This is a genomic window from Dokdonia pacifica (assembly GCF_900188275.1).
In the GTDB taxonomy this organism is placed as follows: Bacteria; Bacteroidota; Bacteroidia; order Flavobacteriales; family Flavobacteriaceae; genus Dokdonia; species Dokdonia pacifica.
This window is the reverse complement of the sequence record NZ_FZNY01000004.1, coordinates 504,139-526,217: the sequence shown is the minus strand read 5'-3', so window position 1 is coordinate 526,217 and position 22,079 is coordinate 504,139. Positions and strand designations below refer to the sequence as shown.

The 22,079-nt window shown below is 32.9% G+C and carries 24 protein-coding genes; 17 read left to right on the top strand and 7 right to left on the bottom strand.

Annotated features, from left to right (window positions below; genetic code table 11):
* Nucleotides 1-92 precede the first annotated feature (92 nt).
* Both CHB80_RS14720 and CHB80_RS14715 read left to right on the top strand, forming a co-directional pair.
* Nucleotides 93-365 carry a helix-turn-helix domain-containing protein gene (locus tag CHB80_RS14720; RefSeq protein WP_089372245.1) on the top strand — a complete coding sequence of 91 codons (273 nt, stop codon included), beginning with the start codon at nt 93-95 and terminating at the stop codon, nt 363-365.
* A gap of 11 nt (nt 366-376) precedes the next feature.
* Nucleotides 377-601, top strand: a complete 225-nt coding sequence (locus CHB80_RS14715; RefSeq protein ID WP_089372244.1) for a hypothetical protein — start codon at nt 377-379, stop codon at nt 599-601.
* Between the two features lie 272 nt (nt 602-873).
* Here the strand turns inward: CHB80_RS14715 and CHB80_RS14710 are convergent, their stop codons facing one another.
* On the bottom strand, nt 874-1,440 hold the full coding sequence (locus CHB80_RS14710) for a hypothetical protein (RefSeq protein ID WP_089372243.1): 567 nt from the start codon (nt 1,438-1,440) through the stop codon (nt 874-876).
* Between the two features lie 602 nt (nt 1,441-2,042).
* On the opposite strand from CHB80_RS14710, the gene CHB80_RS14705 reads away from it, so the two are divergent.
* The 4 genes from CHB80_RS14705 (at nt 2,043) to CHB80_RS14690 (ending at nt 4,362) form a co-directional block, all read left to right on the top strand.
* Entirely contained in the window at nt 2,043-2,528 is a 486-nt protein-coding gene (locus tag CHB80_RS14705) for a hypothetical protein (RefSeq protein WP_143337150.1), read from the top strand.
* A 294-nt stretch (nt 2,529-2,822) separates the two neighbouring features.
* A complete protein-coding gene (locus CHB80_RS14700) occupies nt 2,823-3,017 on the top strand; it encodes a hypothetical protein (RefSeq protein ID WP_089372241.1) in 195 nt (64 codons plus the stop codon).
* Nucleotides 3,018-3,244: 227 nt separating this feature from the next.
* Nucleotides 3,245-3,655 carry a hypothetical protein gene (locus tag CHB80_RS14695; protein WP_089372240.1) on the top strand — a complete coding sequence of 137 codons (411 nt, stop codon included), beginning with the start codon at nt 3,245-3,247 and terminating at the stop codon, nt 3,653-3,655.
* Nucleotides 3,655-4,362 carry an N-6 DNA methylase gene (locus tag CHB80_RS14690; RefSeq protein ID WP_089372239.1) on the top strand — a complete coding sequence of 236 codons (708 nt, stop codon included), beginning with the start codon at nt 3,655-3,657 and terminating at the stop codon, nt 4,360-4,362. The genes CHB80_RS14695 and CHB80_RS14690 overlap by 1 nt, the downstream gene beginning before the upstream one ends.
* Nucleotides 4,363-4,444: 82 nt before the next feature.
* On the opposite strand, the gene CHB80_RS14685 is transcribed toward CHB80_RS14690, so the two are convergent.
* The 3 genes from CHB80_RS14685 to CHB80_RS14675 all read right to left on the bottom strand — a co-directional run bounded on the left by CHB80_RS14685 (nt 4,445) and on the right by CHB80_RS14675 (nt 8,215).
* The gene (locus CHB80_RS14685; RefSeq protein ID WP_089372238.1) at nt 4,445-4,834 is read right to left on the bottom strand and encodes a hypothetical protein; all 390 of its coding nucleotides are present in this window, start codon (nt 4,832-4,834) and stop codon (nt 4,445-4,447) included.
* Nucleotides 4,809-7,661 (bottom strand): MobF family relaxase, encoded by a 2,853-nt coding sequence (mobF, locus tag CHB80_RS14680; RefSeq protein ID WP_089372237.1) that lies wholly within the window; start codon nt 7,659-7,661, stop codon nt 4,809-4,811. Before mobF ends, CHB80_RS14685 begins: the two co-directional genes overlap by 26 nt.
* A gap of 146 nt (nt 7,662-7,807) precedes the next feature.
* Nucleotides 7,808-8,215, bottom strand: a complete 408-nt coding sequence (locus CHB80_RS14675; RefSeq protein WP_089372236.1) for a hypothetical protein — start codon at nt 8,213-8,215, stop codon at nt 7,808-7,810.
* A gap of 73 nt (nt 8,216-8,288) precedes the next feature.
* Here CHB80_RS14675 and CHB80_RS14670 point away from each other — a divergent pair, with 73 nt between their 5' ends.
* From CHB80_RS14670 to CHB80_RS14635, 8 genes are all read left to right on the top strand, one after another.
* Entirely contained in the window at nt 8,289-9,041 is a 753-nt protein-coding gene (locus CHB80_RS14670) for a hypothetical protein (RefSeq protein ID WP_089372235.1), read from the top strand.
* Between the two features lie 68 nt (nt 9,042-9,109).
* Nucleotides 9,110-10,651 carry a type IV secretory system conjugative DNA transfer family protein gene (locus CHB80_RS14665; protein WP_089372234.1) on the top strand — a complete coding sequence of 514 codons (1,542 nt, stop codon included), beginning with the start codon at nt 9,110-9,112 and terminating at the stop codon, nt 10,649-10,651.
* Nucleotides 10,652-10,662: 11 nt separating this feature from the next.
* Nucleotides 10,663-11,400, top strand: coding sequence for a hypothetical protein (locus CHB80_RS14660; protein WP_089372233.1), 738 nt, complete (start codon nt 10,663-10,665; stop codon nt 11,398-11,400).
* Between the two features lie 85 nt (nt 11,401-11,485).
* Nucleotides 11,486-12,181, top strand: a complete 696-nt coding sequence (locus CHB80_RS14655; protein ID WP_089372232.1) for a vWA domain-containing protein — start codon at nt 11,486-11,488, stop codon at nt 12,179-12,181.
* 3 nt (nt 12,182-12,184) lie between these two features.
* On the top strand, nt 12,185-13,252 hold the full coding sequence (locus tag CHB80_RS14650; protein WP_089372231.1) for a PP2C family serine/threonine-protein phosphatase: 1,068 nt from the start codon (nt 12,185-12,187) through the stop codon (nt 13,250-13,252).
* Between the two features lie 9 nt (nt 13,253-13,261).
* Complete coding sequence (locus CHB80_RS14645) at nt 13,262-14,440, top strand: protein kinase domain-containing protein (RefSeq protein WP_089372230.1); 1,179 nt, start codon at nt 13,262-13,264, stop codon at nt 14,438-14,440.
* A 52-nt stretch (nt 14,441-14,492) separates the two neighbouring features.
* Nucleotides 14,493-14,891, top strand: coding sequence for a hypothetical protein (locus CHB80_RS14640; protein WP_143337149.1), 399 nt, complete (start codon nt 14,493-14,495; stop codon nt 14,889-14,891).
* Nucleotides 14,892-14,956: 65 nt separating this feature from the next.
* A complete protein-coding gene (locus CHB80_RS14635) occupies nt 14,957-15,613 on the top strand; it encodes a hypothetical protein (protein ID WP_089372228.1) in 657 nt (218 codons plus the stop codon).
* 235 nt (nt 15,614-15,848) lie between these two features.
* Here CHB80_RS14635 and CHB80_RS14630 read toward each other — a convergent pair whose 3' ends face one another.
* Nucleotides 15,849-16,181: a type II toxin-antitoxin system PemK/MazF family toxin gene (locus CHB80_RS14630; protein WP_089372227.1), complete on the bottom strand. Its 333-nt coding sequence runs from the start codon at nt 16,179-16,181 to the stop codon at nt 15,849-15,851.
* Nucleotides 16,168-16,410 carry a hypothetical protein gene (locus tag CHB80_RS14625; RefSeq protein WP_218823093.1) on the bottom strand — a complete coding sequence of 81 codons (243 nt, stop codon included), beginning with the start codon at nt 16,408-16,410 and terminating at the stop codon, nt 16,168-16,170. The genes CHB80_RS14630 and CHB80_RS14625 overlap by 14 nt, the downstream gene beginning before the upstream one ends.
* A gap of 94 nt (nt 16,411-16,504) precedes the next feature.
* Between CHB80_RS14625 and CHB80_RS14620 the strand changes: the two genes are divergently transcribed.
* Nucleotides 16,505-17,293: a hypothetical protein gene (locus CHB80_RS14620; protein WP_089372225.1), complete on the top strand. Its 789-nt coding sequence runs from the start codon at nt 16,505-16,507 to the stop codon at nt 17,291-17,293.
* Here CHB80_RS14620 and CHB80_RS14615 read toward each other — a convergent pair.
* Nucleotides 17,290-17,775 carry a hypothetical protein gene (locus tag CHB80_RS14615; protein WP_143337148.1) on the bottom strand — a complete coding sequence of 162 codons (486 nt, stop codon included), beginning with the start codon at nt 17,773-17,775 and terminating at the stop codon, nt 17,290-17,292. The two genes, CHB80_RS14620 and CHB80_RS14615, sit on opposite strands and share 4 nt — an antisense overlap.
* A 422-nt stretch (nt 17,776-18,197) precedes the next feature.
* Here CHB80_RS14615 and CHB80_RS14610 point away from each other — a divergent pair, with 422 nt between their 5' ends.
* Both CHB80_RS14610 and CHB80_RS14605 read left to right on the top strand, forming a co-directional pair.
* Nucleotides 18,198-19,016: a 5'-nucleotidase, lipoprotein e(P4) family gene (locus tag CHB80_RS14610; protein ID WP_089372223.1), complete on the top strand. Its 819-nt coding sequence runs from the start codon at nt 18,198-18,200 to the stop codon at nt 19,014-19,016.
* A gap of 172 nt (nt 19,017-19,188) precedes the next feature.
* Nucleotides 19,189-21,978, top strand: a complete 2,790-nt coding sequence (locus CHB80_RS14605) for a DegT/DnrJ/EryC1/StrS family aminotransferase (protein WP_089372222.1) — start codon at nt 19,189-19,191, stop codon at nt 21,976-21,978.
* Nucleotides 21,979-22,079: the final 101 nt, after the last annotated feature.

Below are 22,079 nucleotides of genomic sequence, written 5' to 3'. Positions count from 1 at the left end.
CAAAGAAGCATAAAACTAATTTTAATTAATTATTTCAATACATTGCTTACCTAAATTTGGAATATCTCTCCTGATGTGGTAGTTTTAATGTTATGGAAGTTATTTGCCTAGAAGACAAAGCGTTTTATACCCTCCTCGATGAAGTCATTGAGCGTGTAAAAGAACAAAATCCAACCGCAAGACTAGATAAATGGATTTCTGGCACAGAAGCTATGCAATTATTACGCATCACTTCAAAGACAACACTTAGTGTACTCAGAAATAATGGAAAAATCAGGTTTAGCCAACCGCAGAAGAAAATGATTCTTTATGACCGTCAGTCTATTGAAGACTATTTAGAAAAGAATGCCAGAGAAACCTTTTAAACACTACAGATATGGAAAACGAACCATCTCAGGATTACATTGAGGGTTTTAATAAAGGATATTTACTTCGAGAATATAAACCTGATTTAGCACTCAGTCTTAGCCAAACAAAATTCCCAGAAGACCAACGCGACTATGAAACAGGATTAAAAAACGGTATTCAGCAAAAAGAATTAGAACTCATTAGAGAAAAAACACCTCCTACCAAGAACAAAGATTTTGATAGAGAACGTTAATCTTTTCTTCTTATTTTTTTGTTTTCAATAGCAAAGTGATTTTATGGGCAAATAAGCCTTCTCTGATACACTCTAGATACTCGCCCTATGATTTCACCTTTTAACTTCTAAAAGACTCCCCTGCCCTACTCATTTCCCAAAGAAATCATTAATCACTCCTCTATCTTTCTTGTAAACAATACTTTTCATTTTTAGAAATTAAAATTTTCATTGGATTTCATCTCTTTTGTTTTAAAGAGTTTATTCTGGTTAGAATCTGATTTTTTAATGTTTTAAGGGCTTGAATTTATGATTACTTCTCGAAACTTATCTAACCTTTTCTCTAATTCTACATCTATAATATAAGAATCTTTAAGTAATGTATTAGTGTCAGACACAAGAGTCCGATCTTGTTTTCTGCCAATTTTTGGCTTCTTCTTCAAATTTGGACGTAGTAATTCAAAGCTCAAAAAGATTTTAATCCCAATAATAGCACCTATTCTGTTCTTTGTGTAATTATAGGTAAGATACCCTTCCCTAGCAGCATCTTTCAAATACCTAAAAATCTGCCGAACTGATCGACCTAAATGCCTACCAAGTGCTCCTTGTGTAGTTCTAAGATCCCTACCCTTGCCCGCCCAACCTACAAGTAAGGCAAGCATACATCTAGTACCTGGCATTAAGCGTGCATCTTTTACAAAGCTTTGCTTTAAAGGCAGTATAAATGATCCTTTATCTTCAGGTCTTTGATAAAAGTATCTTTTTGGAACATTAGCCCCCTGCCCTACTTCTTTCTGATGATCCGATGGCATCATAGCCAAAATGTTGTGTAATGTTTTATTAAGTGAAATATGCTTCATAGATTTCTGAACCACGAACTATATTTCTTGTGGAAAAAGACGCAAAAAAACATTGCAAAGTCATAAATGACTTGCACTCGATTCGCTAAACAGATACCATCCAGTTATTGAATTAGATGAAGTATCTCTATGAATTTAAAACCGCCGCGCCAACGGCGGTTTTTTCTTTTCCTCAATATAAAGTTCGAAAGCTTCTCCCTTTGATATGAATTGATGAATTTGATCCTCAGATAAGAGAATCGAAGAGGCTTTACGTTAGCAAAAGTTAGCGAGTTACACAACTTAACGTAAAGCTAACGTTAGCGTATAATTCATTAAAGTATTGATTTTAATGAATAAATAATATTGCTTTACGTTTACATACATTACTTATTTAACCTAGTTGAACGTTAGAAAACGTATTTTAATCTTGCTAACTTACTTTATTTAACGTTAAGAAAGTCGTGAATTTCTATATATCTCTCCCTGTACATCAAACGTATTACTCCGTATGATATCACTTGTAACCTGACGTATTGTTAAGACGGAGACCCTACATGTTTATATCGCCTACAGAAGCACTGAAACAATATAAAATTAGCAAACCCACTCTCTATAAAGATATGGAGAAAGGAAAGCTCTCCTTTAAACTTGATGATCGAGGAAAGCGAAAAATAAACATTGCAGAACTAGATAGAATTTATGATAAGAAACAAGATGACAATGATACTTCCTTAACGTCAAGTAACGTTAAGAACATATCTAACAAGACACTCTCTGACGCAATAGAAAACAGTAAAGATGTCGAAATCCAATACCTTAAAAAACTCATTGCTACGCATGAGAACGAAACTGAAAACTTAAGAGACGCTCTTAAACTTTCGCAAGAAGGACATAATCGTACAACCTTGCTCCTTGAAGATAAATCAGACGGAGCAGGGGGCTTTGAAAAAGGACTAAAAGCATTGGAAGCTAGAATTACTAACCAAGAAAAGACAGCAAAAGATTTGCAAGAGAAAAAAGATAAAATCCTTAGACAGAATTTATTACTCAAAAGAGCCTTAAAAGCAGAACGTTCAAAAAAATGGTATCAAAAACTATTTGCCTAATAACTGGGGCAGGGCACTTTACTCAATGCCTCTATATTCCCCTTAAATATAAATACTAAGTTTCTTCTCCTATTAATGCTAATGAGCTTTATAATCTCCTTCTTTTAATCAGTAAAATGTATACGAATGGGAACAGGTGTAATGAATAAAGATCAATGACGCAGCCCCTTCGGGGTTAGCTGAATTGAATTTTTGATCTGCGATAAAAAATTCTAATCCCTGCTATGACCTTTATTCATTACATCTGATCTTTCAAGGATTCGTCATTTTCACAATTAAAAGAAGGAGATTACAATGACAGATCAAACACAAAAAAAGACACCAGACTTCAACGTATTTCACGTTACCAAGGACGAGCAGGGTGATCGTTGGATAAAACTAGGCGCTGCCTGGAATAATCAGGACGGTTTAGGTCTTAATATTCGAATGGATAGCATCCCGTTTGACTTTGATGGAAAACTTGTTCTTAGATCGGTTAAACCCTCATAAAGTATATTATATAAATTTTTAAAAGGAGCTGAGATTCAGCTCCTTTTTCTTTTTGGATAGTACGTAAGAACTAAGGGCTTTGCCCTCGCGCAGTCAAAGGGTATCCCCAATCTTCCGCGCTTTTAGCTTGTGCAGATAGGGTGATCCCCCTCCCTTTGACTTTGCTACCCCTTTCTCGGCGAAACACCAAGGATTGCATACGCAACCCAATTACAAAGGAAAAAAGAATGAGACAACAAATTGATGTTTTAATAACTTTAGACTGCAATACAGATCTACAGCCTCTTACCATTGAAAAGCATATTAAAAAAGCTATTGCTCTAATTGATCCACTAACAGCAGAATTAATAGAAATAAGCATATATGAAGAAGCTGACATTGCAGGTAATAGTCCTGCTTGCGAAACGCTTAAAACTCATATAGAAGAACTTCTCAAATTGGTTGAAACCATATCAAAAATTCCATTATGGGGAGAAACAAAGAATGTTGACATTCAACTAGCGAAAGAATGTCAAGAATGGGAAGAAGAGGGCGGTTATTACTCACCGTCCTGTGATACTGAAAGTAACCAATTACAACATATTGTAGAGCTTGCAAGATCCGCGTACACCAATTTTCAGAGTAAGGAAAAACACTAATGACCAAACACTTTAATCAGCTATCAAAACATTTAGATACCCTTGGGCGCAGAAGTAACCTATCTACAGTATTTAATGACTTTCTTACATTGGCAATTTGCAGCTATCACAAAACCAATATCCAAACACGTTTGCAAGTCACTGATCCTGATAATGAGTCGCTATATCTCGATACTATTAAAAAGTATAGCAAAGATGAAATCTCCATCTTTCCAAAAATTCTAGGAGAGCTTCAATTACAAGTCTATGATGATCCATATTCAGATATTTTAGGAGAGTATTTTACAGAAAATATTACTAAAGGTCATAATGGGCAATATTTCACACCTGACGCTGTCTGTGAACTTATGGGGCACCTTCAAGGTGAGAAGGGCACTATTGAGAATAAAAGTATTCTAGACCCTGCTATTGGCTCTGGGCGGATGCATCTTAATTTCGCAAAAAGTAATCCAAATAACTACTTTTATGGCGCAGATGTTTCAAATACATGTGCAAAAATGGCTACTGTAAACTTCTTTCTTAATGGTCTAAGAGGAGAAATTGCTTGGATGAACACACTTTCTATGGAATGGTATGGAGGTTGGGATATAAATACAAATGGTATCGGCATTATTCCCATAGAGAAAGAACAATCTAGAATCTGGACTCATCCACCAAAAAATAAAAAAGATGACCTAGAGCAAGGAACGCAATTGATCTTGTTTTGAACCTTGAATGACCCAAGTACGCTTTTTAGTATCGTGAATGAGAAATTTTCATTTTTTGTTTTCAACAGCAAGCCTGCCTATTTTACAGATTTGCATCTTGTATCTCTATAGATTGTATAAAAACACCTTCTTCTCCAGTGTCAGTACTGCTTGCACTTTCTTTAATCCATGTGACACGCTGTGAACCTAAAAAGTCTATAAGTTGAACCAAATTACGTCCAGATATAAAAACCTCTTTTTGCATTGTTTTTATATAAATTCCTTTACTTGGAATAAACTCAATAATGGGCTGTAGGGAGTAGGGGATATAAACAATATGTCCATCACGACACATCACTTTTAAACTCGTTACAAAAGGCGACTCTGTATCGATATTGAAATAACTACTTTCAACAATCGAGCTTTTATTTTCATTAGCAGGGGATTTTGATGCAGATTCTTCACTCTTATCGTTCGAGTCCGAAGTCTCCACGCCCCACTTCTTTCTCAATTGATCGTTGTTCATAGGTAGATTTTAAATGTTCAAAGGATGGTTTTACTTTTGTTTCGTAAAATTCGCGCACACGGTTCATATATTGATGCTTTCCAACTTCCGATACGCTAGGGTTTTGTGTCTTGGATAATTCTGAAATTTGTGTAGCACTTACACGATCGCCAGATCGTGAAATCGCTTGTCTAAGTGCTAATTTATCATCAGTAAACACCTTACAATGTTCACTAGCTCTAGAAATTGAAGTATAGAATTGTTTATCGTTACTTGCTCCAAAGGAATCAGAACTTTGTGCTATGAGTACTGTCTTTGCATCTTTGCCCTGACTTTGATGCGAGGTAGATACAAAACCATGTTTAAAATGCATTGCATTTTTATCTAATATCTGACCATTAGATAACGCTACATTACCACTCTGATCAAAACCACGAACATCATACATTTGTCCGTTAAATAATTCTGCGCCAGCAAGACTTTTTATATTTTTGGTTATTCGGATCTTGTCACCTAAAGCTATTTCAATTTGTTCTTTTTGATACAAACTGTAGGCTTCATTTTTATCTGAGGGCAGGGGGCTTATATGCTGGTCTAGATCATTTTTAACAAGGATCTCCCCTTTATCACTAATCTCTTTGACAATATATTTTTGTCCTGCTTTGAAACCCGTTACATTTTGATGAAATTCTATAACATCATCTTTCTTATAATTCTGATGTAATGACTTTTCAGCATTAGTAAGGTGTTTACTCTGAAGACGAGTAAACGACATATCTTCTAATCCAATCCGTCCCTGCTGTTTTAAAACATTACGGATTGCATTTGTAATTTCTTTACCTTCAAAATGAGTAGGTGCCACCACCAAAGTATCATTATCTTTCTCTAAGGTAGCCTTAGCATATTCTGTAGCGATAAGCTGTTGGCGTTTATCACGCTCACTGACTTCTATAATATTTCCATTGTTATCTAACTGATCATATGCTTTGACAACTTCACTTTGACGCTTATCTGCATTCTTTTTAATACCGATACTCCTTGCCAACTTTTCAATAACCTCTTTATGCTTTTCAGCTTTTTGTTGGCGTACTATTTCATTTACTCTAGCTACAGGTAATCCAGATTGTATTTCTAGAAGCTTTAGAGCGTCTCCAGCTTCCACAGAAGAATGCTGCTTATAGTCCCCACTAAGAATAACCCGTGCATTTTGATTGTTCGCTATATCGAACAGGTTATTCATAGTCGGGACTCCAACAAGTCCAGATTCATCGATAAGCATAACGTTATTTTTCAACTGTTCTTGCAAATTCGGGCTGTTCAGAAGCTTCGCTATCGTCTCAGCACCTTCAAAGCCCTTTGATCGTAACACACCGCGAGATGCGTCTGACGAAGGAGCAAAAGCAAACAATTGTTTTCCAGAAGCTTCTATACCTTGTTTGATTTCTTGCAAAAGTGTGGTTTTACCAACCCCAGCATCACCAGAAACCATCATAATTTGATCTTGAGACGTTAAGACATGATTAACAGCTGCTCTTTGTCCTTTATTTAAAATCGCATTTTGTATTTCATAGTCAGCGTTCATAGCTGGTTTTGTGGCCTTTCCCGTAGTTGCTTTTTCAATCATCTGCTCCTCAGATTGGAGCATTTCTTTAGTCGTTACAAATGGAACTGTACGATATTCTGCACGTATAATATTCTCTCTTTTGCTTAATGCTCTTTGAATAAAATGAGCAGGGACAACTCCAGAAGCTAAATCAATCGCATATGCTAAAACACGCTTTTCTTGAATACTAGAATTACGTTCTAAAAAATGTTCTAATGACAAATCCAATGCTTTTTCAGCATTCATTTGAAGATCTGTATTTCCTTTAGAACTGTCATCACATTTATTAGGTCTTTTCCCTTTAGCATTCATAATGGCATGAAGTTCAGTGAGGGTTAAACGCTCTTTCCAAACCTCTTGTAATTCGTGATCAGCTACACTGCTATTTTTATCATTACGTGTAAGTCGTCCTAATTGTGATTTTGCTTGTGCTGATTTAATACCACGCTCTTTAGCGACTTGTTCAATTTGAAGTGTACGTCCTGAGAATTTTTCTATCAGCTCTCTGGAGATTCCAGCTACTTCCCATCTTTTTCCTGATCTTTCAATCTCAAAGCCTTTAGCTTTGAGATTTTCTGCTAAATACGAATGATACAAAGCCTCGAAGTAGGGGGCTTGACCTTTTACGTTACCAAGTTCAATGGCTCTAAATCGATTTTGATCATTACTCCACGTTGCATTAATCATTGTACAGTGTGAGTGCAGATGTACATCGGGTACGAAGATTTTTCCTTGATCCGTTTGTTTTTGTAACGGTCGTGAAGTGTCGTGAACAAACTCTCCCCATACTCCATTAGCCGTTGTCACGTAATGTTTGCCCTTACTACTTCCCATTTGGGTCTGAATAGCACGCTCTACTTCTTGCATCGCCATAGCTACAGCTTCTCTATGAGATTCTAAAACATCACCATCCTTTGTGATGCCATAAATTAGAGAAACTGACTTAGGCGCATTGTATGTGAAATCATACATTGCTCTGCGATTTTTAGAATTTCTAGCAGTTAATCTTTCACCTGTATTGGGGTTAACGTTAAAGAGTAATGCTTCAAAATCACGTGGATTAATCTCACCTTCTAAGCCTAATTGTTTTGCAACAATACCATGCCATCTACCGACGATATGATCCTCGCGATAATAATCAGCCTGAGCTAGATTCTCACGGAAATAACGCAATGCGCCAACAGCAGATGAACTTGGCATGATAGATAACATGGATATTGTGGAGTTCTGTTAGATAAGTAAATATATGAAAAATTTAGTTATAGACATCTCGTCTTATGAAGTTAATACATATTATAATAATTGAAAATCAAAATATTATACACTCATAAATTGTATAAAATATAATTTATACAGTTCTATTTTTCCTTATTAAAACCATTTTTAGCTTTATCAATTAAACCATTTTTTTTCGCTTCTTGGATTGAATTATCTTTTAACCGTTTGGTCACCTTAGCCAAACGCTCTTCTTTTTTTGTAATACTTGATGCTTTGGGGATGGGTTTAAGAGGAGAACCTTTGGGTTGTAACTTAGGAATTGGTTGTCCATATTTTCTTCGAACTCGTTTTTTTATCTCATCCAATTTCTGACTTTTTTTGTCATATTCTTCAGATGTTTTTTTTAATGCATCTATTTTTTTTTCTGAGATAGGCTTTTCATTAATACCCTTTTGATATTCTTTTCCAGTTATTGGATGATTTCCTGGATACTCTCTTTTTTGTTTTTCATTAAAGCTATTCTTGGCTTTATCTTTATTTTCTTCCATAAAATTTTAGTTTACAAGTCACAAATATGATATAATAAAGATCCTTAAAGCATTTAACTAATTGAAAAATAATATGTTAAAAAAAACTCATGCTGATATGCTTTTTGAAGAAATACTTCAAGAATTCCCTATTGAAATTGCAATTGAGGGACAAATTCATCTAGAACGTTATTTAGAATTTTACGATTATAATCTCTACAGAATATATACTGGTGATGCCAATCTTTCAAATTTCTATCCATTATTAAATATTCCTAACACAAAGACATGTCCAAGACGTGAGACATTAAATAATAGTCTCTACCATATCTGTGATTACATTCTAGAATTAAAAAAACTTGGATTTGAAATGGGAAATTTTGATCAAAATTTTGATTCATTTATAAGAATTTTACTAGGGTGGTCGCCTTTAGTAATAAATACTAAAGGAGAAGGAGAACCATTATCTCCAAACGATCTAATTCATAATAAATTCAAATCTTATAATTCTTATGCCGATATAATTAAGTTATTAATCAGACACGAACATACAGTATTGGATAATTTGAGTTTTGAAGAATTGAAAAAAAAATATCCTGAATCTGCTTCGAAAGCTAGACATATAGTACTGACATTTATAAAAAAATATAACTTAAATAAGAATGATTTATTCTTAGGAGAAACCGTTTTTAAGAGTAGTTCTAACAAAAAGAACAATTTAATCTATCACGCATCTAAAGAAATATGTCATTTATTAGAGGATAGTAATAATCTTAATAAAGATAAATTTTCAGATGTTATTGAATTTAAACTAAAAACTTTATTTGGGCTCCCCAACTCAATTTAAGCATTCATTATCAGTAACTTAAATTAAAATTAGTTATTTTTAGAGTACTATTTTTAAAATAATTTAGCTTGAACTTATTAAAATCTCTTCTTAAAAAAAACAAAAATACCATATCTGAAAATTTACAAGTAAGCTTTATTGACAAGCCACTACTTCATTTTGTAGACGAAAACCTTAAAAAACATCCGTGGACACTTCGTCATGCTATCATGGGTACACAGATATTTGGTGCAACTGGCAGTGGAAAATCTAGTGGATCTGGTAAAACAATTGCCCAAGCTTTTCTTAAAAATGGTTTTGGAGGAATTGTACTTTGCGCAAAACCAAATGAGCGAAAAGAGTGGGAAGAATATGCAAAAAAAACTAATAGACAGAAAGACTTAGTTATTTTTTCAAATAAAAATAATTTACGCTTTGACCCTTTAATTTATGAAAGCACTAGGATTACTTCAGGTGGTGGTCAAACACTCAACATAGTAGATCTCATCATGCGCATATATGAAATAGGTCAAACTTTTATGTCTTCATCTGGCACTATAGAAACTGAGAGATATTGGGAGAATGCTCTTAGGAGAACAGTGTCAAGATCAATTGAACTATTAAAAATTGTAGGTGAAGATGTAACCATTGAAAATTTGAGAAAAATCATAATTGACTCTGGTAATGAGCAACAAATAAAAGATTTTAAAGAGTACATAGAAGCAATTCAAAGTGTAAACAAAGACGATACTGATTACAACCTTTTAGTAAAGGCAATAAAGGAATTAGCTCAAGCAAACTATTGTTTAAAACTGATTAAAAGAGGAAAAGTCCTAGAGTCAAGCGGAGAAATAAATACTGAGAAGTTTTATTTTCTATGTAGCTACTATCTAACAGAATTTCATTCGTTATCTGAAAAGACAAAAAGTACGATCTCTGAGTATTATCTTGGCTTAATCGAACCATTTCTTAGCGGAATTCTAAAAGAACACTTTGTCGGTAGTTGTGATGCTTCTTTAAGACCAGAATCAACATATCTCCATGGTAAAATCATAATATTAGATTTTTCTATAAAAGAGTTTTTACTCTCGGGTGCATATATTCAAGGAGTATACAAATATATATGGCAACAGGCTATGGAAAGAAGAGATATCAAATCAAATAATAGACCTGTATTCTTGTGGGCAGATGAAAGTCAATATTTTATAAACCCTCAATATGATTCTCTTTTCCAAACCACAGCCCGAAGCTCATTTGTCTGTTCTGTCTATCTTACACAGAATATTAATAACTATTATTTCTCAATGGGATCAAGTAATGCTATTGCAAGAACCAAAAGCTTAGTTGGTAATCTGGCAACTAAAATTTTTCACGCAAATAGTGATTTCGACACAAACGAATTTGCAGCAAATGTTATTAGTAAAAAAGAAAAAATTAAAACAACCTTGAATTTCGGAGAAAGAAATCTAACCAAATCCAATGTTAGCAATTATGACTTTCAAATTCCTCCAAATGAGTTTATAGCACTCAAAACTGGTGGGGCTAAAAAATTAGTAACTGCTATTATCACCCAAACAGGAAGGTTGTTTGAAAAGGAAAATTTTATAAGAGCAAAATTCATACAAGATTAATATAAAAAGTTTTGAAATCATTAAATAGAATTACTGATCCAGATATAGAGTATAAAATATTACTTAATAATTTTTGGGCATTTAGTCGAAAATATGGTTTGATACGCGGTATTATATTTTGGGTTTTAAACACATTGTTACGCTCCATAGCATTTCCAGCATTAGTAATGTTGCGCTATGGGTTTGGAAGAGCATCAATGGGAATATCTGTCCTTGGAGTATCATTTTTATACTGTAATTATTTTGTACTAAATCAAATCTCACTTAAGCCATTATCCAGTTATAGTAATCCTCATGAATTACCAGAACAGCTAGCTTCTATTTACTGGTCTAGTTTTCAAATTTTTCACAACTTAAAAATGATAATAAAAAGTATTTCGTGGGACTGGCAACATAATGAAGTAATATCCATTTCATCATTTTATTTTTCATTTGTGGTTTTAGCCTTGGGAATATTCAATCTCTTGTATGAACAACTTGTACCAGAAACAAAAAAACCACATGTGAGACATAGAGGCACAAGTTTTTTATTTTCAAATATTATTAATAAATCAAATAAGATAGATAAAACAATTTTCCTTAGATTTTTAGAACCACTTATATTATTTCTTATTGGTATTGGATTAATTTATTTCGATATTGAAACTAACTTTGGATGGCTAATTTCTATTAGTTCTACCGCTTTATTTTTTGAAGAGCAGCGTTCATTTTCAATGGACAGAAAATTTCATGACGTTACCCGAAGATAAAATAAACACCTTTTATTCAGATAGTTAATAAATATTATTATATTTAGACACCCCTATATAACAGTAATCACTAAAACCATTAATCATGGCTAATAATGACAATCCATTTGGGGTAGAATCTCCTGAAAATTTTGAACAAAAAAGCATTTGTTGCTTTGTATTAGACGTATCAGGTTCGATGAACGGTCAACCAATAGACGAACTTAACCGTGGTCTTCAAGAATTCCATTCAGAAATAGTAAGTGATCCTATTTCATCAAATCGTCTTGAAGTAGCAATAATTACTTTTGATAGTACTGTAAATCTTGTACTGGAACCATCTTTGGTTGACAATTTTAATATGCCGACCTTGACTACTAAAGGAAGTACAAAACTAGTAGATGGAGTTAGAGAAGGTATTCGCATAGTCGAAGATAGAAAGAATTGGTATAAGCAAACTGGACAACCTTATTTAAGACCTTGGATTATATTAGTAACAGATGGATTTCCTGATTTTGATCAAGATGTAGATAGCCTACAATTAGAAATTGAGCAGGCATCTAATGAAAAAAAGTTTGTTTTTCTTCCTATTGGTGTAGGAGGTGCTGACATGTCTATATTAAATAAAATTTCAGGTTCAATTAATGAAAAAAAAATACCCGCAATGAAAATCCAAGGATTGAAATTCTTTGAATTTTTTGAATGGGTTAGTGCTAGTATGTCTTCAATAGCTAGCTCAAAAGAAGGTGATAATATCAATCTACCTGATCCGAGTGAATGGATGGAAGGTTTTAAAATATAAGTGATGATTGAAATAATTATTTTTTCAGTCTTATTGTCTCTTTCATTTTTAATAATCCAAGTTTATAAGATAAATATATGGATTAGAAAGCATGATATTCATCAGAAATCCTGTCATAATTCAGCAATAGAAGAATCTAAAAAACAAGAGTCAAAAATTAAAAAAAAAATATTAGGATTTGAATTTTTTAATGTTACATCTCCAAAGGCGATAACCGACCGACCTATATGGATAATACCTCATGGCTCTAAAATTGGTCTTCAGCATCTAAGTTCTAAAGAACCCATTCCATGTCAGGATTCTAATGGTGTGAAAATGATCAATAATGCTAGTGGTATTGCTGTAATTTGTGATGGAGCTGGATCTGCTAAGAATTCGCATATAGGATCCCAATTTACAGTAAAAAGGGCCTTGGATACGTTTTCTCAAATTATTTCTGATAATAATTGGTCAGATCAGAAAATCCCTTCTGAAGCTGAATGGAAGGCAGTTTCCTTAAAAGGCTTAAAAAAAATAAGGCATGAACTTGAACAGTTTGCAAAGGAAAAGAATAAAGACTCTAAAAGTTATGCCTGTACTATTATAGTAGTGATTTTTTTCAAAGAAGCTTTGTTTGTTACACATATAGGAGATGGAAGAGCCGCTTACCAAGACAAAGAAGGCATCTGGAAGCCTTTAATTAATCCTCACAAAGGAGATGAAGCCAATCAAACAATATTTATAACATCAGATGCATGGCTCTTAGACAATTTTAAAATGAAAAATATCTTAGTGCCTGAAACTTGTATAATAACCGAACCCATAAAAGCATTCACCCTAATGTCAGATGGATTGGAATCCCACTCTTTTGAATTAGGTTATTTTGATGAAGAAAACGAAGTGTTCGTAGAAAAAAATCAGCCTTATCCAAAATTTTTTGACCCCTTAAGAGATACAATACTAAAATTAAATTCTGACGGTGAGAATTTTGATATAATTCAAGAAAAATGGCACGAATTTTTGGAAAATGGCACTGAAAGATTAAAAAATGAACCTGATGATAAAACACTTATTCTAGGAGTTAAAATATAGTTTATATCAATGACAATATATAAAACCCTTAAAGGTAAACAAGCAAGTCTAGAAGAAAATCATTTTGGCAAAGGTGGTGAAGGTAAAATATATAAAATTATTGCCTCGTCAGATTTCCCGAATCATTGTGTAAAAATCTTTGTTGATAAAAGAGTTATAACGAAAACAAAAAAAGAACTAGAAAATAGAGATTATAGAATCAAATACATGATTTTAAATCAGCCTAGTCAAATAGAAACTGATAAAATACGCATATGTTGGCCTATAGATGCAATATTTGAAAATAATCATATTATTGGATTTATTATGCCTTTGGCTTTTCCTAATTCCGTTCAGCTATATAGTTTATGTCAACCAAAATTAAAGCAAAACCTTTCAAGTGATTGGCATAATACTTATGATCGCTCAATGAAGACGGGAGTGCTCTCTAGACTTAAACTTTGTACAAACATCTCAATTGCAATAAATAGTGTACATAAAATTACAGATTATGTATTTGTTGATTTGAAACCACCAAATATATTAGTATCACTGGATGGTAAAATATCCTTAATTGATTGTGATTCTATTCAAATATCAGAAAATGATAAGATATTTTTTTATGGCTCTGTAGCTACAGAAGAATACATACCACCTGAAGGAAAAAACATAGATACCAAATCTACCCCCATTAAACAGTCATGGGATTTGTTTTCTTTAGCAGTTATATTTTATCAAATATTGTTTGGATTACACCCATACAGCGTTTCCTTTAAAGATATGAACGAAACGAACAATAGTTTTCAATATAGAATACGAAATTCACTTTTTGCACATGGTGAAAATAAAGATAAAATATCTGTTATTCCTGATTTACACTATCATTATAAACTTTTACCTAAATATCTTATAAATTTATTTGAAAAAGCATTTGAAAACCTCAAGTTTGGTGAAACTGGACGACCAGATACAGAAGACTGGGGAAGAGCATTCTATGAATCAGTTCAAAATGATACTTGGATAGGTAATGGCTTTTCAAAATACCAAACCAAGCCTCCAATTCACCCTTTTACAATACCAACTGGTAAAAGTAGAACAGATATTAGTTCGTCTCCACCAAAGGCTAAAATTCATTGGTGGAAAGCACTCTTGGCTTACTTTATTTGGTTTGTATTATGCATAATTTTAATTCTTCAATGCAATAGCTGAAATTATGAAAACATTACGTTGGTTTTTAATTCCTCCATCCACTTTCATATCAATGATATTAACACTCTTTGTTACTTCATGGGTTAGTGAGAAACTACTGGGTCATTGGATAATTACTTCAATTTGGCTACATTTAGTGTCAGGCTATGCAACTATCTATTCCTGGACATATGTCGGGTACTGGATTGCTCCTGTGAAGAATATAAAAGTTCAAAGAGCTATTGCTATTCCCACTCTTTGTTTTGTTCTTTTCTTCATAATCTTTACATGGGACACATTTTTTGATCCATATTCATCATTAATATTATCATATATAGATGATCCTAATGGCCCTTGGCTCTTTAGAAATAAAGAAAATGATGCTATTGGTTTCAGATGGAGAATGTTAATTTTCACTGTAGCTTTCATATTTGGGATGATTAATTCATTTAATGAAGAAATAGAATCATAATTAATCATTTCTTAAAAATCATATTGTAAGATTATATTGATGATTGACCTAATTAGGAGATTTTTATGGGACTACATACAATTTTTAAAGTTAAATCAAGAGATATACTTAGAGAGCCTATCTATTTAGGTAAGGATCAAAACGGCAATAATATAGTTCACGAATATCATGGTTTAGCCAAAGTTTTTCCTGAAGCTGCTTGGACTTTAAGAGCAATCTCTGGTAGGGGAGGGAAAGATTTAAATGAAATTAAAGAATACTCTGATAATGAATTAGAAAACGAATATGCATATTCAGAAATGTTAACTTATGATGAATTCATTGACGAAATGAAAAAATTAAAAGATGCATCTATTCATAGTATAAACAAAGCAATTGATGCTTATGAGAATGAAACCAATGTCAAATTAGTACTTACAGAGTCTAATGCTATCCAAGTTAGTAAATCTTTGAAAATACTAGTAAAACATGATTTGATAAACGAAATACCAGATTTATTTCTCGCAGACCATGGTCTTCCTAACGATGCGAGAGATTTCATTTCAAAAAACATTCAGGAATTTGAAAATAATCAGCAAGTTTTAATGCAGATGGAAAAAAGACTTGATAACATCCAAGAAGACTTAAAAGGACAAAATCTGGAATCCGTAGTTTGCCAAAAGGCTTCCGAAGGTAATAATCATGCTTATAGTATAAAAGTTGATGTTCCAAAATGTGATTAATAATTTCAGATTTGGATTTAACTTTTCATAAGATATATTATCACATTTTATTTAGGTTATAGACACTAGCCAGCTACTAGTGCTAATCTATAATCGTGACTGACAATTTTAAAAATTTGATCTTGGATTATTTAAGGGCTATTCGCAATAATATCTCTACCATAAAAGATGAGCAGAAAGAATTAAAAGCTGAAATACTTTCAGCAGAAAAGAATTTCCTCAATAGATTAACACATTAATTTGCTGAGATAAGTCCTAACTGAATAGAAATGATCCTTTCAACATCTTTAATTTCTTCTTGAGTTATAGTACCCATACAATTGTATAATCGTTCTTTAGAAACTGTCATAATTTGATCAGCCATTACTTTAGAAGCCTTGCCCTTTATATTTATATAGCACTCAGGAGGGTAAAGTTTTTGTGTAGCGCTAGTAGCAGGTATAACTTGGACTCTACTGCTATGATAATTGGAAATATCATTACTTACTATAATTGCTGGTCTTGTCTTTTTAATTTCAGAACCAATAGATGGATCAAAATTAACCCACCATATCTCACCACGCCTCATTCATTAACTCCGACACCCATTGTTCAGCATGCTTTTCACGAGCTTCATCTTTGGACATTTGCTCATATCCCTTTATTATATCATTATTAATAACATGCTGGCGTGCCAATCCATCTAAAAAACGACTAATGCGCCCTGCTCCAATTTTAGCGTAAAGGCCATTATACACCTCTTCTGAAACTGTTATAGTTAGTTTTTTCATCATACGTATAGAATACCACACTAGCACGTATTTGTCAAAGATCATTACTACAATCTAAAAAGTAACCAATCCTTAACCAATTTCTATCATAATATTCCTTGTAGATAGTGAGGAATAAAAAATGCTTAAAAGCATATTCAATGACAAGGCAGAGCATCTAAAACAACTTGATTTTGATTACTCGATTAAGGGTGACATCAAGGAGATTGGGCGGATGATTACAGGGAATTTCGTTCGAAATAAATCTTCGCATTACATTCAAGAAAAAGAGAAGCGGTATCGGTATCTTCTCGAATTTCTACACTTACAAAATGTGCATTCTGAGTTGGATGAGCGGCTTTCTCGGATTGATGATCTTTTGGACAGGATTGCGGATAATAATGACTTTATCCGTGACGGGTTTGCGCTACTTAAAACGAATGATGTTGATGGGATGCGCAGTTTACTATCAGGGCAAAACAAGAGTGTTCACGCGCTTAATGATGATGAAATTCGCAACGCTACACAGAGTTTAATTGTAGATACGATTGATGAACAGCAAGAGCTTCAAAACGCCCTTGAGCAAGTTTTAATTCAATTTGAGGATCGCATTGATGGACTGAATCATAATTCAGAGGAGTATCAAAATTACAAAACGGAACTAGATAGCCGGCGCGTGGAATTGCAGAAGGTATCAGCTCAAAATAATTTGAATTACAGTGATGCAGAAAAATATTTAAGAGTTAGAAACAATGATGGTTTTGAAGTTTTGAAAAGCGAGAATAATAAAGATAAACATGAAGTCTATGATTCCAAAAGCGACAGCAGTGACGAATTAAGTGAACAGTTAGCAGAAGACCGCGCGAATGATCCCGCGCAAAAAGAAACTAAATTATTATTTCCTGAATATAAAGGAATGGGACTGAATTAATATCCTGCCCCTTTTCCAGTTGTCTTCTTTAGGGATGAAAGACATTCCGCTTCTAAATAGCATTTTGTAAATATATCGATATTATTTCCAATAGCGGTAGGTGTGAAATTACGATTACCGCTTTTAGTTTTATATTCATCACCACAAATTATAACACTAGCTTTTGTTACCCTGTCTTTACCCTCTTCGTCATAAAAAACTACTATTTCAGTTGGATAGTTTGTGTACTCAGTATCTTTAAAAGCACTATATAAGAGCTCTGCATATTCTCTTGCAGTATATTGTTCTGGCACCCCTTCAATACCCTGCCCGCCTGAAATATAAATAGCTATTTTGTTCTTTTGATAAGAATATCTTTCTGCATCAGAAATATGTCCCTCAATGAATGGATAGTTAGATAGGTCAAGTCCTTCCCACGTTGTTTCTTGCGCATAACCCAATGACACGCATAGGGCTAGCGCAGTGAATAGTATGTTTTTCATTATTAATATGATTTTAAGCTTCCAAAAGAATGCTTTAACTCGCCTGTTTATCTATGTTTTAAGATTTTGTCCGAAAATTAGATATATTGTGCCATCTTGTATTTTTTTAGCTTTCACTGGTAATTTATGCCTTAGATTATTTATTGATAGTAGACTGATGTATTAATAGTAAGATTTAGACAATTGTATGATCGTATTAATGCTTTTGAGAAACTCTTTATCAGGATAATTTTTAGATAGTATAGCTCTTATCTTTTGCAAGTATTTTTAAAGTTATCTGCTAATAAAAAAAATATAAATTTCTCTATATCAAATAAATATGCTATTTTCATAAAGTTATATATAGAGGGCGGTATAATAGAACATATGCCCTACACATCATTGTTGTAGGTGATTAAGAAAAAACTAAATAGGTAATCTATATGAAAAATTCATGCTTAATTCTTTTGTTTATATTGTTGAGCGGGTGTCGCACATCTCATTTAAAAAATAATAATCAAAACAATTTTGGCAATAAAATACCAATTAGAGAACATTCTATTCAATCTGTTTTATGGCAACAGCATTCAGCAGAATATAAAGCGTTGTGTCATCAAGCATTTAATTTAGCCCAACTTCAACTCGACAACATTCTTCTCCAGAAAAATAAACAAGGAAAGCCATTGGCTATTATTACAGATATTGACGAAACTCTTTTAAACAATAGTCCATTTAATGCTAAATTGATAGAAACAGATAAAAATTATTCAAAAGAAAATTGGATAAAGTGGGGACTTTTAGAAAAGGCAACACCTATACCTGGTTCTTTGGAATTTTTTAAATATGCTGAATCAAAGGGAGTCCAGATATTTTACATTTCTAATAGATATCTTATTCAAGAGAAGGAGACAAAAAAGAATCTTATAAAATTGGGTTTCCCTTTTATAGACCAGAAACATATTCTATTAAGAGAAAAAACAAGTGGAAAGCAAGAAAGAAGACAAGAGGTTTTAAAAGAAAATTCTGTAATAATGCTCATTGGTGATAACCTCTCCGACTTTGATGATTTATTTGATAATAAGCCTACAAGTGAAAGAAATAAAATAGTAGATAATTTAAGGAATAAGTTTGGAAAAGAGTTCATTGTATTGCCAAACCCTATGTATGGTGATTGGGAAACTAAAGGAATATATGAAGGAAATTATAATTGGTCATCAACTCAGAAAGATTCAATTAGAAGAGTTAAATTAATTTCATACTAACATGAATTATATTACTCAAAAATACAATACAAGTCTGAATATTATTAAATCTTTATTACCGATAAAACACCTGTACCAAATCATTATTAGAAAAAGATGGACTAAAAATGTGTTTTAAATCTTACTACAATAGAGTCGTCAACACTAACTATTGTAAACAAAAAACCTTCAAATGATAAATACAAATAAATTTCAGAACAAAAGTAAAAAGTTAATTGCTCCAGGAAATCAAAATCCTTCCTCGGAATCGGTAATGAATGATGTATTCTTTACTTCTGATGACGAATGGGATAAAATTAAGTCATCTGGAAAATTCGATTATATAGTTATTGGAACTGGGTTCTGTGGTTTAGCATTTATCGAACGTGTTTTTCAAAATGATAAAAATGCAAAAATTTTGGTACTTGAAAGAGGGAGTTTTTTCCTTCCAGAACATTTCCAAAATCTTCCAGAATCATTTAAAAGAACTCTTGGCGGTCTAAGCGAAACCTTTCCATGGACAATTTCGAAGAAAACAACAGAAGGAGAATATATAAAATGGCAAGCTGGTTCTGTCCCTTTTTTCGGTGGTCGTTCTTCTGTCTGGAGTGGTTGGTGTCCGAGGCCAACAAAAGATGAAATGATTAATTGGCCAAAAGAGCTAATAGAAAATGCAAATAAATACTATTCAAGTGCAGAAAAACTATTGAATGTAATAGATGCTGACCAAATCAAATCAACCAATAAAAACAAACCTATTTATGGTACTCTTCAAGATGAAATTCAATCCAGACTAAAAAATGAAATAGATAAAGTTAAAGGCTTAACAAGAATAATACCTGCACCACTTGCGGTGAAAGAACCTGAAATCGGAGATATTGATTTTTCTAAATTTTCTACACAGTCAAAATTCCTTGAAATTATTTCAGATTACAAGGACAAGATTAGTGTAGTTGTCAATTGTGTAGTTCAAAAAATAGACGAAAAGAATGGATTACCAATAACTATTCAAACATCTAAAGGAAATGTTTCAGTCAATAAAGCTAAAATTGTTTTAGCTATGGGTGCATTACCTCCTACTACTTTGATACGTAATTCCTTCCCAGCTTTAAATAATATAGGGGAAAGATTTACTTCTCATTTTATAAGTTCAATTTACGCAAGAATTCCAAGAAAAGATTTTCACTTTTCTTCAAATCTGTCAAATTTAGAAATAGGAGCTTTTTATATTGCTGGTGTCGACGAAAATAGAGGACAAGAAGGTCAATTTCATATCCAGATGACAGCTTTGGCAGATAGGAATCCTCAAAAGAATTCAAAGACGGCTTTGATGAATATGCCTGATGTCGTTGCTACAGCAAGTCTTGAACAATTAGAAACTTCAAAAGATTATATCGTATTTGTTTGTGCTTCATTAGGTGAGATTGATTTTAAAAATTCTAACAACTGGTTTAGAAAAAATCAAGACAGCGACCTTACTCTTAACTCTACTCTTCAAGTCGTAACCAATGAAAATGATGAAAAAGTATGGGACTCAATGGATATTGCAACTTTTAATTGTATAGAAAAAATACTTTCTCCAAATGGAAAAATGAATGTTGAATATTGGCATAATAATCAAGGTTGGCAAAATAAAAGGCCAGAAAAAAAAGATTATCGAGCACCACTGGTTGTACATGATGCATCAACTCTATGTATAACCAACGACGACCAAAGTGTTGTTTCTCTAAAGTATGAATTATCTGGAGTTAAGAATATCTATGTCACAGGAGCTTCTCTTTGGCCAACTGGTGCATCTTGGAATCCTACTTTAACAATGGTTGCTTTAAGTCAACACTTAGCAGATATTTTAACAAATCAAAAATTAGAAAAGATGAAAACTCTTCAAAATCTTTACGTAAATATAACTTCACAAGAAATTTTAAAAGTCGCTCAATCATTAACTACTCAATCAATTTCTGGTGCTCCCTCAAATATGATTGAGTTTGAGGAAAAAATCGAAGAGTACTTTGGAGTGAAAAAAGCAGTTACCGTCTGTAGCGGGACAGTATCAATTTATTGTGCATTACTTGCATTAGGGATTGGTGAAGGTGATGAAGTGATATTAAATCCTGCGTCAGTTATAATGTCAGGGTTACCTATAGCTCAAATTGGAGCCAAAGCTGTATTTGTTGATACTCCCCAAAAATCATCATTTGGATTTGATTTAGACCATTTGAAAAAGGTCGTAACAAATAAAACGAAAGCCGTAATTGCTGTCCCAATGTGGGGATACCCTATAGATATAGAATCAATTGTAAATTTCTGTCAGAAACGAAATATTTCTGTCATTGAAGATGTTTCTCAATCACATGGAACAAAATGGAATCATAAATTATTAGGTACTTATGGTGAAATTGGATGTTTAAGTACTCAGCAAAGAAAGTTAATTTCTACAGGTGAAGGTGGACTTGTCATTACCTCGAATATTGCTTTAGCAAATAAAATAAAAACTATAAAATGGTATGGGTTAGAACCAGACGGAAGTGCTATTGGAAACCATAAAGGACTAAACTTCAAGATTAACTCAACATCTGTTGCTTTAGGAGTAACTCAATTAGCAAAATTGGAAGATAAAATTAATTTAAGACGTGAAGTAGCTGAAGAAATACGAAGTGGCTTAACAAAGCTAACTTGGTTTAAAGAAATCGAATACCCTAAACATTCACGACAAAATTATTATTCTTTAGTCTTTCGAATTGTTGATTCAGATTATGATGCAGATAAGTTTGGTAAATATTTAAGTGACAAAGGTATTATTTCTGATCCTTATAGATATAACTATACACCTTTGTATAATTATCCAATATTCTCAAACAGCAACAAGGATTGTCCAAATGCGGAGAAAATGATGAAAGAACTCTTTACATTACCTTGCCACGAAGGAATGGACAGTGATGATATAAAAAGAGTGATTTTGGCTGTAAAAGAATTCAAAAAATAAGAGAAAACGGCCTACAAAAGTGTATATGATGTTCATACTTTCCATTCAGTCGCTATTCCATATACACTAACCGATATGCTACATAAATATTCAGAATGAAT